Here is a 14,994-nt window from a genome sequence, read left to right as displayed (position 1 = left end):
AGAGGTACTTAAAAATGAATAGAAAAGAACTTTCGCAAAAAATTATCGACACCTGCCTTGAGATGACCCGATTAGGTTTAAACCAAGGTACCGCAGGGAATGTAAGTGTACGCTATAAAGACGGTATGCTGATTACTCCCACCGGTATGCCATATCATTTAATCACACCGGAAAACATCGTGTATGTCGATAACAACGGTACACACGAGGAGGGAAAACTGCCTTCCAGCGAATGGCAATTTCATTTAGCTGTCTATCAAGTACGCGCCGAAGCGAATGCGGTCGTACATAATCATTCTCTTCATTGCGCCGGATTGTCCATTCTCCAAAAACCGATTCCGGCTATTCACTATATGGTTGCTGTAGGGGGAACCGATCATATTCCTTGCGTACCTTACGCAACATTTGGTACGCAGGAACTTGCCTCTTACGTGTCGGAGGGAATCAAAAAAAGTAAGGCAATTTTGTTGGCTCACCATGGCTTAATTGCTTGTGGTGAAAATCTTGACAAAGCGTTGTGGCTTGCACAAGAAGTGGAGGTATTGGCTTCTTGGTATTTGAAATTACTTGCAACCGGGTTAGAGATTCCACTTTTGAGCCGTGAGCAAATGCAGGTGGTATTAGGAAAATTCCATACGTATGGATTACGCATTGAAGAATAGCAGTTCTTTACTCCTCTCTACTAATTAATATAAGGAAGGTATTATGAGTGCCAAAGTATTAGAAAAGAAATTTGTTATCCCGTTTATTTTAATTACGAGCTTATTTGCACTATGGGGATTTGCGAATGATATTACCAATCCCATGGTAGCGGTATTTCAAACCGTGATGGAAATTCCGGCTTCAGAAGCGGCTTTAGTACAGTTCGCTTTCTATGGCGGTTACGGCACAATGGCGATTCCTGCAGCGATATTCGCCAGTCGTTACAGCTACAAAGCAGGAATTATGCTAGGACTTATTCTCTATGCTATCGGTGCTTTTTTATTCTGGCCAGCGGCAAAATATGAAGAGTTTAATTTTTTCTTGATCTCACTTTATATTTTAACCTTTGGTCTGGCTTTCTTGGAAACGACGGCAAACCCTTATATTCTCGCGATGGGCGATCCGCAAACGGCAACTCGTCGCTTGAATTTTGCTCAATCTTTTAATCCGTTAGGTTCAATCACCGGTATGTTTGTGGCTTCTCAATTGGTGTTAACTAATCTTGAGTCTGATAAACGCGATGCTGCCGGTAATTTGATTTTCCATACGTTGTCAGAAGCGGAAAAAATGGGGATTCGTACACATGATCTCGCTGAAATTCGTAACCCATACATTGTGTTAGGCTTTGTGGTGATTGCGGTGCTGGTTATTATCAGTCTCTATAAAATGCCGAAAGTAAGAGTTGAAGAGGGCGATTGTCGTATTACCTTTAAAGAAGCCGTTAGTCGCTTGGTACAAAAAGCAAAATATCGTGAGGGCGTTATTGCGCAAGTCTTTTATGTCGGTGTGCAAATTATGTGTTGGACGTTTATTGTTCAATATGCGGAACGTTTAGGTTTTACTAAAGCGGAAGGGCAAAATTTCAATATTATTGCGATGGGGATTTTTATCGCTAGTCGTTTCATTAGTACCAGTTTAATGAAATATCTCAGATCCGAATTTATGTTAATGCTCTTTGCTATCGGTGGTTTCTTTAGTATTCTCGGTGTGATTTTTATTGATGGTATCTGGGGATTGTATTGCTTAATTTTAACCTCCGGTTTTATGTCACTGATGTTCCCAACCATTTATGGTATTGCACTTAATGGCTTAAAAGAAGAATCCACAATCGGGGCGGCAGGCTTAGTGATGGCGATTGTCGGTGGCGCATTAATGCCTCCATTGCAAGGTATGATTATCGACCAAGGTGAAGTCATGGGACTACCTGCAGTGAACTTCTCCTTTATTCTACCGCTTGTCTGCTTTGTCGTCATTGCTATCTACGGATTTAGATCTTGGAAAATTCTTAGCTAATCGTAAATTTGACCGCACTTAAAGTGCGGTCATTTTTATAAGTTTGGGGTATTATGTAGCAGTTACACAAATCTGTTTTTGGGTTGGCTTGTAGGGACACACTGCGTGTGTCCCTACATGTCGTTGAAATTTCTGTTTTTGTGCATTTGCTACATAATATCGTAAGTTTGGTGGATAAGCCTTGCGTTTAATTAAGGTATTCCCGTTGAGTTAGATCAATAAATCGGGTAAACTATCGTCCCGTCTTTGATAGCTAATCTTCTTCAATTTCCGACCGCACTTTTGTGAAATGTCTAGTAAGATGATTAGCTATAATCATTTATATCCCAACAAAGAATTAGGTTCCCTATGGCTACAAATTATATTTTCGTCACCGGCGGTGTTGTATCATCGTTAGGTAAAGGCATTGCGGCAGCATCATTGGCGGCAATTTTAGAAGCGCGTGGTTTAAACGTGACAATTATGAAACTTGATCCCTATATTAATGTGGATCCGGGAACGATGAGCCCTACTCAGCATGGTGAAGTCTTTGTGACACAAGACGGGGCGGAAACGGATTTGGATTTAGGTCATTATGAGCGTTTTATCCGCACGAAAATGACGAAACGCAATAATTTCACTACCGGTAAAATTTATTCGGAAGTGCTACGCAAAGAACGCCGTGGTGATTATCTTGGTGCGACCATTCAAGTGATTCCGCATATTACCAATGAAATTAAAGATCGCGTAATTGCCGGTGCGCAGGGTTATGATGTGGTTATCGTGGAAGTGGGCGGAACAGTCGGGGACATTGAATCCTTACCATTTTTAGAGGCGCTACGCCAGCTTGCGGTACAAGTGGGTCGTGAGCATACGTTGTTTATGCATTTAACCCTTGTTCCTTATATCCCGACAGCAGGTGAAGTAAAAACTAAACCAACCCAACATTCGGTAAAAGAATTATTGTCCATCGGGATTCAGCCGGATGTATTAATTTGCCGCTCTGATCGTATGATCCCGCCAAATGAACGGGCGAAAATCGCACTGTTTTGTAATGTTCCGGAGCGTGCAGTAATTTCATTAAAAGATGTGAATTCGATCTATCAAATTCCGGCATTATTGAAATCTCAAGGATTGGATGATTTTGTTTGTGATCGTTTCCGATTAAACTGCCAAGAGGCTGACCTTTCCGAATGGGAACAGGTGCTTTATAAACAAGCTAATCCTGTCGGGGAAGTAACCATTGGTATGGTGGGCAAATATACGGAATTGCCGGATGCCTATAAATCCGTGAATGAAGCATTAAAACACGCCGGATTAACCAATCGCCTATCGGTGAATATTAAATATATTGATTCACAAGATGTAGAAACCAAAGGTGTAGAGGTACTTCAAGGTGTGAATGGTATTCTTGTACCGGGTGGTTTTGGTTATCGTGGGGTGGAAGGTAAAATTCGTACCGCACAATATGCACGTGAGAACAATGTGCCTTATTTAGGCATTTGTTTAGGGATGCAAACAGCATTGATTGAGTATGCACGCAACGTAGCTGGGCTAACCAAAGCAAACTCTTCCGAGTTTGACCGTCATTGTGAACAGCCTGTTGTGGCATTAATTACAGAATGGCAAGATGCCGAGGGCAATACGGAAGTGCGTTCCGACAAATCTGATCTTGGTGGTACTATGCGTTTAGGGGCACAACAGTGTCATTTAGTAGAGGGAAGCCGTGCGCGTGAATTATATGGTGCAGAAACCATTGAAGAACGTCATCGTCACCGCTATGAAGTGAATAACGTCTTACTTCCACAAATTGAAAAGGCGGGATTGAAGGTAACCGGTTTATCTGCGGATAAAAAACTAGTGGAAATCATTGAAGTGCCAAATCACCCTTGGTTTGTGGCATGCCAGTTCCATCCGGAATTTACCTCCACACCACGTGATGGACACCCACTATTTGCCGGTTTTGTTAAAGCGGCTTACGAAAATCACAAAAAATCAGCTTAAATAGTATTCTGAGGATCATATTGGGTTAGGATGAGCGCCTAGCCCATTTTTTTTCGATATAGCTACAGGTTGGATGGAGTTCTAGCTGTTTTTCAGTGATAAAGGTGACTAAGGCTTGATAAAGTTTATCTGCGATCCCTTGCCCTCGAAGCTGGTTTGATACAAAGGTGTGATTGGCGTTAATTTTATTTTCTGTTTCGTAGAAGTAAGTGAGCTTGGCAATTTTTTCACCCTGTTCATTTAAAATAAAAAACTCACCTTGTTGATGAGATTCTTGGTGATGAATTTTCATTTTGATCTCCATTCTTCGCTTAAATTAGGGGCTGTGGCAAAATCAGCAGTATCACTTGGAATAGCTTTTTCTTCTGCTGCCCATTCACCAAGATCGATGAGTTGGCAACGCTTGCTGCAAAAAGGACGAAACGGACTTTGAGTGGTCCAAATAACCGATTTTCGACAAATTGGACAAGGTACTTCAATGATTTCTTCAGACATGAATTGCTTCCGCTTGTTGTAAATAAAAACGGTGCAATTCTAGCACTTTTTGTTTTAAGTGCGGTAGATTTTCAGCGAGATCTTTATCATTGTTAATAATCTCCGTAGCCCATTTTAAACGTTCTGTTCTGCTTACTTGTGCATTCATAATCCGTTGAATTTGCTCAAGATTATTTTGATCTCTTTTCATCGCACGAGTCAGCTGTGTTTGAGGGGGGACATCAATGACGAGTATTCTCTGGCAAAGCTCAGTAAGGTTATTTTCAATAAGAAGCGGTACAACGAAAAGCGTATAGGGGGCGGTTTGGGCGGAAAGTTGTTCCAACATCGCTTCTCTAATCGCAGGGTGAAGTAAGCCATCGAGCCAATTTTTTTCCGCTTCGTTAGCAAATACCTGTTGACGTAATGCGGCTCGGTTGAGCTCTCCATTTTCTAGTAAAACAGCCTCGCCAAAATGCCCGACAATTTGTTCAAGTAAAGGCGAGCCTTTTTCCACCACTTCGCGTGCGATGATATCGGCATCTACGATGGGAACGCCAAGATCTGAGAATAAATGGGTAATGGTACTTTTTCCGCTACCGATACCACCGGTGAGACCTACAATATAAGTCATGGCAATCCTTTATGAATAATAATTGAATACCCATACTACAAAAGTTGAGAAACAGAGGAAAGGTGCAAAAGGTAAAAATGCGTTTCTTTTTTGGTAAATGAGGGCAAATAGAATACCTAATGAGCAGGCAGTTAGCAGAAAAAATGGTAGATATACTAAAGGTAGGTAAGTACCAAGTGCAAGGGCAAGCCAATAATCCCCTTGTCCGAAAGCTTCTTTTTTATAATACCATTTAGAAATCCAATAAATGCCATAAAAAATAAGGAAAAAACCGACCGCACTTTGTAGGCTTTCTTCTAATGTTAAGGGAGAAAGAGATTGAGATGCACCGATTAACCCTAGGGCGGTTAACCAGAGGCAAGGCGAGGGAGAAATGAGTTGATATTGCCAATCGAGATAGGCTATTGCCCAAAGCAAAATGATTGTGCAACCAAGCCATAAAGCCAAAAGGGGATTTTCGGTCAATTTGATTAAACAAGTGAAGAGTATCCCACAAAAGAAAAAATACTTGGAAATATGGCCGCACTTTTTACCTTGAATAGTGGCAGAACTTGGCCGGAATACAGGAGGATGTTGAGGGAATAATTCAATATATGTGTTGTAAATATCCGTTTGTAAACGTTCAATAAAACCTGAAATATAAAACCATAAGAGAATACCGAATATTCCACCAAGTAAAAAGGAAGAAAATAAAATCATTGTACAACTGAGCCCATATTAAAAATGGGTAAATACATTCCCATCATAATGATACCGATGAGGCTACCAATAATCACCATCATTAAGGGCTCTAGCATTTGGGAAAGGAGATCAATTTGATGGTTGAGTTTTTCTTGATAGCTTTCGGAAATATATTGTAGCATCAAGGCAAGTTTGCCACTTTTTTCACCAATTTGGAGCATTTGTTGGGCTTCCATTGGAAAAATGTGGCTACTGACGCTCTCTGAAAAGCGATAGCCCTGTGAAACCCATTGTAAAATTGAGCGCACTTCGGTATCAAGAATGTGATCATTTATGGTGGTTTTTGAGCTTTTTTGCCAAGTGTGTATGTGCGGTAGAAAACTATTTAACGCTTGGTTAAGTGGTACACCGGCGTGCAGCATAATATTCAAACTTTGGCTAAAATTTACCAAACGGGAGAGATACTGAATGTTGCCAAAAATAGGTAGGGTAGAGATTATTCGTGCTTTTTGCTGCTGAAACCATACTAAATGTTTTAATTTTAGTTGATAAAGCAGAACGGAGATTAGCGTAAGACATATAACGATCCCCATGTCTTCTTTAAGAAAATGAGATGTACTAAGCAACAGAGACGTTAAAGGTGGTAACTCGGCGTGATTACCTTGATACATTTCGGCAAATTGTGGCACGATAAAAAGTAAAAGTGCAAGGGTAAGCAACAAAGAAATTCCTAATACCATGGAAGGATAAAGCATAATTTTTTGTAATTTACGTTGTAATGCGAGGGATTTTTGACGATGTGTGGCAATTTTTCCACAGACAATTGCCAGTTTTCCTGTCATTTCACCCACTTGAATTAGTTGAATTTCTTGCTGAGTAAGATATTTTCCTTGTTGCTCAATACTTTGAGAAAAGGATAATCCTGATTCAATGGCGTGTAAAAGTTTTTCTAGCCAAGAATTTAATGAAAGTTGAGTACAATTCTGCTGTAAAATTTGTAAACTATTTTTGAGAGGAATAGCCGATTGTAGAAGAGTGGCAAGTTGATTCAATAATGTACTAATTTCCGTATTTTTCGGTTTACTATTGAGTTGCCAATTCCGTTTTAATTTAATATTGGTGAGGCCACGATTCATTAATTGGAATTGGGCTTGTTGGGCAGACTCAGCAATGATCGAGCCTTTTTGTATTTGATTTAAGGCATTTTGTCCTTGGAAGTAAAAAAGTTTCTTTGTCATATTATTCTATACCTAAAACACGATAAATTTCTTCTTTATCGGTAATTCCTTGCTTGACTTTTTCCAGCCCACTTTGATGAAGGTTATCAAAATCCGTTTGATAGCCATTTTGTTGTCGATGTAAGAATTGATAAACACCAATTCGACCACGATAACCTTGATGACAATCACAGGAATCTGTGCGAAATTGACCGCACTTTTGGCAACATTTTCGTACAAGCCGCTGCGCAATCACCAACAATAAAGAACTTTCGATTTCATGTTGTTGGATTCCCAGTTGTTGCAAACGTGAAATTGCTGAAAAGGCATCATTGGTATGCAATGTTGAAAGCACTAAATGGCCGGTTTGAGCAGCACGTAGTGCCATTGCCGCACTTTCTTCATCTCGAATTTCACCAAGCATAATAATGTCGGGATCTTGTCGTAAAAATGAACGTAGTAGGCGACTAAAATCCAATCCGATTTGAGGGTTTATTTGGCTTTGGATAATCCCCTCTAATTCTATTTCGATGGGGTCCTCTGCAGTCATAATGTGCTTATCAGGCGTGTTGAGCCATTGAAGTGCGGTATAAAGCGAGATACTTTTTCCACTACCTGTTGGACCTGTAACCAGAATCAAACCTTGAGGCTGACAGAGTGCCTGCTGAAATGCCTGTTGTTGTGACTTCGTCATTCCCAGTTGTGCAAAACTTAATTCTACCGGTTTATTTTGCTGTGCTCGAAGCACTACTTTTTCGCCCCAATGTGTTGGTAGTGTTGAAAGGCGAAAGTCAAGAATATCAGAAAAGGTCGTTTTAAATTGAAAGCGTCCGTCCTGTGGTAAGCGGGTTTCACTGATATCTAGTTTCGCAAGAAGTTTTAATCGGGAAATTAATCGATTCGCTAAATTTTTGCTAAGTGGGGATTGAGGTTGTAAAACACCGTCAATTCTAAATCGCACTTGGAAATAATTCTGTAAGGTTTCTAAGTGAATATCGGACGCATTTTTTTCTAATGCTGATTCAAAAATTCGATTTAGTAGCTGAATAACAGGTTCATCATCATTTTTTTCGTGATTCTCTTGTTCCTGATGATAGAAAGTCACTTGCTCTTCCACTTGCATGGTTTGTGGGGCAAGTTTTTGTAAAAGATCCTTGAGTTGGGCGCTATCAAGCAAAATGGGTTCTACCAATTTTCCACTGATAAAGGCAATAGTTTCACAAGCAGAAAGATTGGAAAGTGAATCAACACCAAGCCATAATCGGTTGTTATCTTCCTTTAGAGGAAGAGCAAAGTAGCGTAAGAAAAGGGATTGTTGCTGTTGATTACGTTCCCATAAATCGGGCGAGATGATAAAAATCTCGCCATTTTGTGCCATTGCTCGATGCGCATGAAGAGAGGCATAGTCCATCATCTTGAACAAAATCCGGCTGGAAATAAAGTTGCATCGCCTGTACAGGTGGTTGACCAAGTTACGCCTCTGGTACTATCGCCACTTGCTGTGAGCGTATATTCTACCCCATCTAATGTCCCGTTACCGATAACAGTAATGGCACCGGCATTTGTATTAATACTTTTTACGTAGCCCTTTGCCGTGGTGATGTTAGCGGCAACACCATTTGAGCCTCCACTGCAATTGCTGGTTGCTCCTGTTCCATAAACACAAAGTTCTACGTCAGATTTAAAAGGTGCGGAGGCTTGCAGTAATTCGGACATTGCCGCCTTTTTGGTATAATTCTGGTAAGAAGGAATGGCGATAGTTGCAAGAATGGCAATGATCGCAATCACGATCATTAATTCAATGAGTGTGAATCCTTTTTTCAGTTTAGATTGAGAGATGATTTTCATTGGTTTTCCTTATAAATGTAGGTTAAGCCAATATTGGCTAGAGCATTGTGTGGAAGGAAAAAAACTTTGTAAATTTGACCGCTCTTTTTGTGCGAGCCTGATCGTAAAAATAGGAAAAAATCATGAAAAAACAGAAATGTATTGAGCAAGGTTGGCTGACTGATTGCCGGCAAATATCTTCTCCTCATTTTGATGAACGTTTGGATTCAGATGATATTTCGTTGTTGGTCATTCATTATATTAGCTTACCGCCGGAACAGTTTGGGGGAGGATATATTGACGATTTTTTTCAAGGTAAGTTAGATCCCAAACTTCATCCCTATTTTGAGGAAATTCATCAAATGCGGGTATCGTCCCACTGTTTGATCGATCGTCATGGCGTGATTACACAATATGTGAATTTTAATGATCGGGCATGGCATGCCGGTGTTTCCTGCTTTGAAGGGCGAGAAAGATGTAATGATTTTTCCATTGGTATTGAGCTTGAGGGGAGTAATGAACAGCCTTTTACTGAAGTGCAATATCAAGCGTTGATAGCACTGACAAAATGTATTATGGCGGCTTATCCAAAGATTACTCAAGAACGTATTGTTGGACATTCAGATATTTCACCGGGGAGGAAGATCGATCCCGGTCAATATTTTGATTGGGATCGTTATTTAAAGGAGGTTAAATCTTCGCTTAAAAAATAGACACGCCATTTTGTGATGTGATACATATAATAATTATTGCGCTGGTTTTTATTTAACTTATTGAATTATAAGGATTTAATATCTTTATGAGATTTTAATTGTCAATGTGGGTGAAGTTATCCAATATTATTGGTTTTTCCAACCACAATTTTATCCACAGAAATATTGAATAACTCATAAGGTTGATCGAGATTTAGCATTTTTTATGATGTTCTTTTCATAATGAAGATTTTTTAACCGCACTTTGTCGAAATAAAGTGCGGTTTCTTTTTGGTAAAGATCAAGTCGGGTGAAAAATCATCAATATTTGATGAAATAAAGGAGAAAAAGGATCCTTATATGTTTTTACACAATTTTATTAAGGATTATTCCTTGGTTAGTCACAACTTTATCCACAGATCCTTGTTCGCGAACCGTCTCAAATCTCCGCCCCTTCGGTTGATAAAAACGGCAATTTGTGAAACAATCCGCAGATTATTTTTATACATAAAATTTAAGGTAGAGCGTAGAGTGGTCGATTTTGATGGCTATCGTCCAAATGTAGGGATTGTGATTTGTAACCAAAAAAATCAAGTTCTTTGGGCGAAACGCTGTGGGCAAAATTCTTGGCAATTTCCCCAAGGTGGCATTAATGATAACGAAAGTGCCGAGCAAGCAATGTATCGAGAATTGTATGAAGAAGTGGGATTGCAGCCGAAAGATGTACGCATTTTATACGTCTCAAAACATTGGCTGCGTTATAAATTGCCAAAACGTTTATTACGTTATGATAGTAAACCCATGTGTATAGGGCAAAAACAGCGTTGGTTTTTATTACAATTGGTTTCTGATGAAAAAAAGATCAATATGAAAGCCACAAAATCGCCAGAGTTTGATGGTTGGCGTTGGGTGAGTTTTTGGTATCCGGTACGCCAAGTTGTGTCTTTTAAAAAAGAAGTCTATCGTCGGGCCATGAAAGAATTTTCTTCCTTTCTATTTTCTCACGATAAAGATAGGTCGTCTGAACATTTTCAGGAACGGGATCTAAAATTCACCTCCTCTCATAAGTTGAATTATTCAAAACCTCTAAAACGTCCATTCCATAAAAGGGGATAAGCTATGCTGACTTTTATTATCATTAGTTTGCTGGTTGGCAGTGTTGTCGGATTTCTCGCCGGGCTATTTGGCATTGGGGGCGGTTTAATTGTGGTACCTGCATTAGTTTATTTGTTACCTATAGTTGGTGTGCCAGAACCCTTATTAATGTCAACCGCATTAGGGACATCCTTTGCCACGATTGTGATTACAGGGTTTTCTTCTGTACAACGCCATCATCAATTAGGTAATATTGTGTGGGATGCCGTAAAAATTTTAGCTCCTGTGATTATGATGACGGTCTTTATCTCCGGTTTATTTATTGGCAAGTTAGATCGTGATATTACGGCAAAGCTATTTGCCTGTCTTGTTGTTTATTTAGCCGTGAAAATGATCGTTTCCATTAAGCCTCAACCTGTTGAAGCGACAAAAACATTGACCACAAAATCATCCGTTATTGGGGGAATTTTAATTGGTATGGCATCCAGTGTTGCGGGTATTGGGGGAGGCGGTTTTATTGTGCCATTTCTAAATTCACGTGGAATTGATATTAAAAAAGCAATCGGTTCTTCAGCCTTTTGTGGAATGTTGCTTGGTATATCTGGTATGTTGAGTTTTATGGTGAGTGGCTGGGGAAATACCGCCATGCCGGACTATTCTCTCGGTTATATTTATTTGCCTGCCGTTTTTAGTATTACTGCAACATCATTTTTTACATCTAAATTAGGGGCAACTGCCACAGCGAAATTGCCTGTATCAACCCTAAAAAAAGGTTTTGCATTATTATTAATTGTGATTGCTATTAATATGTTTCTCAAATAAGGAAAATTATGAATCAGTATTTGCACCTTCCCCATTTTGATCCGAGCATTTTTACCTTTGGTGACAGCAATATCGGTTTACGCTGGTATGGTTTAATGTATCTACTTGGTTTCGTCTTTGCACGCTGGCTTGCTGTGCGGCGTGCCAATCAACCCAATAGCGGTTGGACGGTTGAACAAGTGGATACCCTACTTTTTAATAGTTTTATGGGGGTATTTTTAGGAGGGCGTATTGGTGACGTATTTTTCTATAATTTTGACCGATTCTTACAGGAACCGACCTATTTATTCCGCGTATGGGAAGGGGGAATGTCTTTCCATGGTGGATTAATTGGTGTAATTATTGCGATGATTTGGACATCCTATTCACAAAAACGTCATTTCTGGCAAACAGCAGATTTTATGGCACCATTAATTCCCTTTGGTTTAGGATTAGGCCGTATTGGCAACTTTATTAACCTTGAACTTTGGGGGCGTGAAACCGATGTACCTTGGGCGATGATTTTTCCAAACGATCCTCTTTTATTACCTCGTCATCCTTCGCAACTTTATGAGGCATTTTTAGAAGGTTTTGTTCTCTTCACATTGCTAAATCTTTTTATTAAAAAAACACGTCCTATGGGGGCTGTCGCCGGTTTATTCTTAGTGGGTTACGGTGTATTCCGCTTTATTGTGGAATATGTGCGTGAGCCGGAAGTGGAATCTTTCCTTGGCATTATGACCCGTGGTCAAGCCTTGTGTTTACCGATGATTATCGGTGGCGCATTGATTATGTGTTGGGCTTACACACGCAAAAGTGCGGTAAAAAATTAAGGAATTTTTATGAAACAATATCTCGATCTTTGCCGCCGTATTATTAAGGAAGGGGAATGGATTGCTAATGAGCGCACGGGCAAGCGTTGCTTAACGGTGATTAACGCTGATTTGGAATATGATGTAGCAAATAACCAATTTCCCCTTATCACCACGAGAAAAAGCTATTGGAAGGCTGCCATTGCAGAGTTTTTAGGCTATATTCGTGGTTATGATAATGCGGCAGATTTTCGTAAACTCGGCACCAAAACTTGGGATGCCAATGCCAATGAAAATACCGCATGGCTTGCTAATCCACATCGTAAAGGCACAGACGATATGGGACGTGTTTATGGTGTTCAAGGCAGAGCATGGCGTAAACCGAATGGCGAAACGGTGGATCAACTTCGTAAAATAGTAAACAATCTCACTCAAGGCATTGATGACCGTGGTGAAATCATGACCTTTTTTAACCCCGGTGAAATTGATCTTGGCTGTTTACGTCCTTGTATGCACACGCATACCTTCTCCCTTGTGGGGGAGACTTTGCATCTCACTAGTTACCAACGCTCTTGCGATGTTCCTTTAGGATTAAATTTCAATCAGATTCAAGTTTTTACTTTTCTTGCGTTAATGGCACAAATTACCGGAAAAAAAGCAGGCAAAGCCTTTCATAAAATTATTAATGCACATATTTATGAAGATCAACTGGAATTAATGCGTGATGTACAATTAAAACGCGAACCTTTACCACTGCCGAAATTGGAAATTAACCCTGATATCAAAACTCTTGAAGATTTGGAAACTTGGGTCACGATGGACGATTTTAGGGTGAGTGGCTATCAATCTCATGAGCCGATTAAATATCCTTTCTCAGTGTAGGGGGGAAAGTGCGGTCAGATTTTGATGAGAAATTTATGCGCTATGCCCTGAGTTTGGCGGATAAAGCCGAATGCTTGGGTGAAATTCCTGTTGGTGCAGTCCTTGTCGATAGCGAGGGAAATATTCTTGGAGAAGGTTGGAATTTTTCTATTACCGAGAATGACCCGACTGCCCATGCTGAAATTGTGGCATTACGTAATGCTGCAAAAAAAGTACAAAACTATCGCCTACTTAATACCACTCTTTATGTTACTCTCGAACCCTGCACCATGTGTGCCGGTGCGATTTTACACAGCCGAATTCAGCGTTTGGTGTTTGGTGCGTCTGATTATAAAACCGGTGCGGTGGGTTCCCGTTTTCACTTTTTTGATGATTATCAGATGAACCATAAGGTCGAAATCACTGGTGGCATACTTGCACAAGAATGTAGTGAAAAGTTGAGCGCTTTTTTTAAAAAACGTCGTCAGCAAAAGAAACAAGAGAAAATAAACTCCTCTAAAGATCTGTACTAAAAATAAATAGTCTCCAGCCAAGGATGGATTTCTAGTTAGTCAAAATTTAAAGTTGCCAATTGATCTCTGTCATGCCTTTATCACTTAAATATTGATTAGTTTTGGAAAAATGTTTACATCCGAAAAAACCACGGTGGGCAGAGAGAGGAGAAGGGTGGGGAGCGGTTAAAACACAATGGCGGGAGCGGTCAATTATGCTGCCTTTTTTCTGCGCATGGCTTCCCCAAAGTAAAAAAACTAAATTTTCACGCTGCTCATTGAGTGCAGCGATGACACGGTCAGTAAAGGTTTCCCAGCCTAAATTAGCGTGCGAATGGGCGTATCCACGCTCAACGGTCAAAACAGTATTGAGTAATAATACACCTTGTTCCGCCCATTTCACTAAATAGCCATTGTCAGGTATTTGAAAATCAGGGATATCTTGGCTTAATTCTTTGTAGATATTTAATAAGGAAGGAGGAATGGGGACGTCAGGTTTCACTGAAAAGGCAAGTCCATGTGCTTGATTTGGTCCGTGATAAGGATCTTGTCCTAAAATCACCACTTTGACATCTTCAAATGCCGTGTATTTAAAGGCATTAAATACATCTTCCTGCGGTGGATAAATCGTTTTTCCATTTTGTCTAGCAAGGTGAACTTGTTTTAATGTGTGCTGAAAATAGGGTTGCTCTTTTTCTTTACCGATAACATCAGTCCAAGTTTTCATAATGAATCCTATTAAAAGTTAATTGGTAATATTATAAATGAAATATGATTGCCTAGGTAGGATTGATTTATTTGAAATGTAATATTTTTGTTAATAAAAATATAATATTAGAGGATTGATTGATTGATATTTTGATTTACATCAAAATTTTAAAAATAGCTATAAAAAATAACTTGTTCTTTATCAAAAGAATTTGAAGTATTCAAAATTTTTGATAAAATTTGCACAGTTTTTATGATTATACAGATGCCAATTAGGAGGCTATTATGATTAAAGGTATTCAAATTACTCAAGCAGCGAATGACAATTTACTTAACTCATTCTGGTTATTAGACAGCGAAACCAATGAAGCACGTTGCTTATGTGCGAAAGGTGAATTTTCCGAAGACCAAGTGGTTGCAGTGAGCGAACTTGGTCAAATCGAATATCGTGAATTACCGGTAAATGTCGCACCAACCGTAAAAGTTGAAGGTGGTCAACATTTAAACGTAAACGTGCTACGTCGTGAAACTCTAGAAGATGCGGTAAACAATCCGGATAAATATCCACAATTAACCATCCGTGTTTCCGGTTATGCCGTACGTTTTAACTCTTTAACGCCTGAACAACAGCGTGATGTAATCACCCGTACTTTCACTGAAAGTTTATAATTTTATATCAAATAAGAAAAGCCCCGATTTTAT

Annotated in this window: 17 protein-coding genes and 1 pseudogene; 10 read left to right on the top strand and 8 right to left on the bottom strand. The window is 39.6% G+C overall.

Annotated elements, in window-relative coordinates:
* Positions 1–14 precede the first annotated feature (14 nt).
* The 3 genes from fucA to pyrG all read left to right on the top strand — a co-directional run bounded on the left by fucA (position 15) and on the right by pyrG (position 3,978).
* Positions 15–662, top strand: a complete 648-nt coding sequence (gene fucA, locus BKK54_RS09810; RefSeq protein ID WP_077542896.1) for an L-fuculose-phosphate aldolase — start codon at positions 15–17, stop codon at positions 660–662.
* Positions 663–705: 43 nt separating this feature from the next.
* Positions 706–1,995, top strand: coding sequence for an L-fucose:H+ symporter permease (gene fucP, locus BKK54_RS09805; protein WP_077542895.1), 1,290 nt, complete (start codon positions 706–708; stop codon positions 1,993–1,995).
* A 348-nt stretch (positions 1,996–2,343) separates the two neighbouring features.
* The gene (gene pyrG / locus BKK54_RS09800) at positions 2,344–3,978 is read left to right on the top strand and encodes a glutamine hydrolyzing CTP synthase (RefSeq protein WP_077542894.1); all 1,635 of its coding nucleotides are present in this window, start codon (positions 2,344–2,346) and stop codon (positions 3,976–3,978) included.
* Positions 3,979–4,003: 25 nt separating this feature from the next.
* On the opposite strand, the gene BKK54_RS09795 is transcribed toward pyrG, so the two are convergent.
* From BKK54_RS09795 to BKK54_RS09765, 7 genes are read right to left on the bottom strand one after another with little or no spacing between them, the layout of a single operon-like run.
* The gene (locus BKK54_RS09795; RefSeq protein ID WP_077542893.1) at positions 4,004–4,270 is read right to left on the bottom strand and encodes a GNAT family N-acetyltransferase; all 267 of its coding nucleotides are present in this window, start codon (positions 4,268–4,270) and stop codon (positions 4,004–4,006) included.
* The gene (gene yacG, locus BKK54_RS09790) at positions 4,267–4,473 is read right to left on the bottom strand and encodes a DNA gyrase inhibitor YacG (RefSeq protein WP_077542892.1); all 207 of its coding nucleotides are present in this window, start codon (positions 4,471–4,473) and stop codon (positions 4,267–4,269) included. The genes BKK54_RS09795 and yacG overlap by 4 nt, the downstream gene beginning before the upstream one ends.
* Positions 4,466–5,086, bottom strand: a complete 621-nt coding sequence (gene coaE / locus BKK54_RS09785; RefSeq protein ID WP_077542891.1) for a dephospho-CoA kinase — start codon at positions 5,084–5,086, stop codon at positions 4,466–4,468. The genes yacG and coaE overlap by 8 nt, the downstream gene beginning before the upstream one ends.
* A 9-nt stretch (positions 5,087–5,095) precedes the next feature.
* Positions 5,096–5,785 (bottom strand): prepilin peptidase, encoded by a 690-nt coding sequence (locus tag BKK54_RS09780; RefSeq protein WP_077542890.1) that lies wholly within the window; start codon positions 5,783–5,785, stop codon positions 5,096–5,098.
* Positions 5,782–7,005 carry a type II secretion system F family protein gene (locus tag BKK54_RS09775; protein ID WP_077542889.1) on the bottom strand — a complete coding sequence of 408 codons (1,224 nt, stop codon included), beginning with the start codon at positions 7,003–7,005 and terminating at the stop codon, positions 5,782–5,784. Before BKK54_RS09775 ends, BKK54_RS09780 begins: the two co-directional genes overlap by 4 nt.
* A 1-nt stretch (position 7,006) precedes the next feature.
* Positions 7,007–8,398 (bottom strand): GspE/PulE family protein, encoded by a 1,392-nt coding sequence (locus tag BKK54_RS09770; protein WP_077542888.1) that lies wholly within the window; start codon positions 8,396–8,398, stop codon positions 7,007–7,009.
* Positions 8,395–8,832: a prepilin-type N-terminal cleavage/methylation domain-containing protein gene (locus BKK54_RS09765; RefSeq protein ID WP_077542887.1), complete on the bottom strand. Its 438-nt coding sequence runs from the start codon at positions 8,830–8,832 to the stop codon at positions 8,395–8,397. Before BKK54_RS09765 ends, BKK54_RS09770 begins: the two co-directional genes overlap by 4 nt.
* A gap of 122 nt (positions 8,833–8,954) precedes the next feature.
* Here BKK54_RS09765 and ampD point away from each other — a divergent pair, with 122 nt between their 5' ends.
* The 6 genes and pseudogenes from ampD (at position 8,955) to tadA (ending at position 13,605) form a co-directional block, all read left to right on the top strand.
* Positions 8,955–9,524 (top strand): 1,6-anhydro-N-acetylmuramyl-L-alanine amidase AmpD, encoded by a 570-nt coding sequence (gene ampD / locus BKK54_RS09760; RefSeq protein WP_077542886.1) that lies wholly within the window; start codon positions 8,955–8,957, stop codon positions 9,522–9,524.
* 510 nt (positions 9,525–10,034) lie between these two features.
* Positions 10,035–10,503, top strand: a pseudogene (gene rppH / locus BKK54_RS09755) (RNA pyrophosphohydrolase); the annotation flags it as partial.
* A gap of 119 nt (positions 10,504–10,622) precedes the next feature.
* A complete protein-coding gene (locus tag BKK54_RS09750) occupies positions 10,623–11,420 on the top strand; it encodes a sulfite exporter TauE/SafE family protein (protein ID WP_077542884.1) in 798 nt (265 codons plus the stop codon).
* Positions 11,421–11,428: 8 nt separating this feature from the next.
* Positions 11,429–12,232, top strand: a complete 804-nt coding sequence (gene lgt / locus BKK54_RS09745; protein WP_432213698.1) for a prolipoprotein diacylglyceryl transferase — start codon at positions 11,429–11,431, stop codon at positions 12,230–12,232.
* 9 nt (positions 12,233–12,241) lie between these two features.
* The gene (locus BKK54_RS09740) at positions 12,242–13,093 is read left to right on the top strand and encodes a thymidylate synthase (protein ID WP_077542882.1); all 852 of its coding nucleotides are present in this window, start codon (positions 12,242–12,244) and stop codon (positions 13,091–13,093) included.
* Positions 13,094–13,101: 8 nt separating this feature from the next.
* The gene (gene tadA / locus BKK54_RS09735) at positions 13,102–13,605 is read left to right on the top strand and encodes a tRNA adenosine(34) deaminase TadA (RefSeq protein ID WP_347876294.1); all 504 of its coding nucleotides are present in this window, start codon (positions 13,102–13,104) and stop codon (positions 13,603–13,605) included.
* 46 nt (positions 13,606–13,651) lie between these two features.
* Here tadA and ung read toward each other — a convergent pair whose 3' ends face one another.
* Positions 13,652–14,311: a uracil-DNA glycosylase gene (ung, locus tag BKK54_RS09730; RefSeq protein ID WP_077542880.1), complete on the bottom strand. Its 660-nt coding sequence runs from the start codon at positions 14,309–14,311 to the stop codon at positions 13,652–13,654.
* A 266-nt stretch (positions 14,312–14,577) separates the two neighbouring features.
* Between ung and grcA the strand changes: the two genes are divergently transcribed.
* Positions 14,578–14,961: an autonomous glycyl radical cofactor GrcA gene (gene grcA / locus BKK54_RS09725; protein WP_077542879.1), complete on the top strand. Its 384-nt coding sequence runs from the start codon at positions 14,578–14,580 to the stop codon at positions 14,959–14,961.
* The last annotated feature ends 33 nt before the right edge of the window (positions 14,962–14,994 follow it).

The sequence above is a fragment of the Rodentibacter genomosp. 1 genome (assembly GCF_001999285.1).
GTDB lineage: Bacteria > Pseudomonadota > Gammaproteobacteria > Enterobacterales > Pasteurellaceae > Rodentibacter.
The sequence above is the reverse complement of the archived record's forward strand: the minus strand, read 5'-3'. Positions and strand labels throughout refer to the sequence as shown.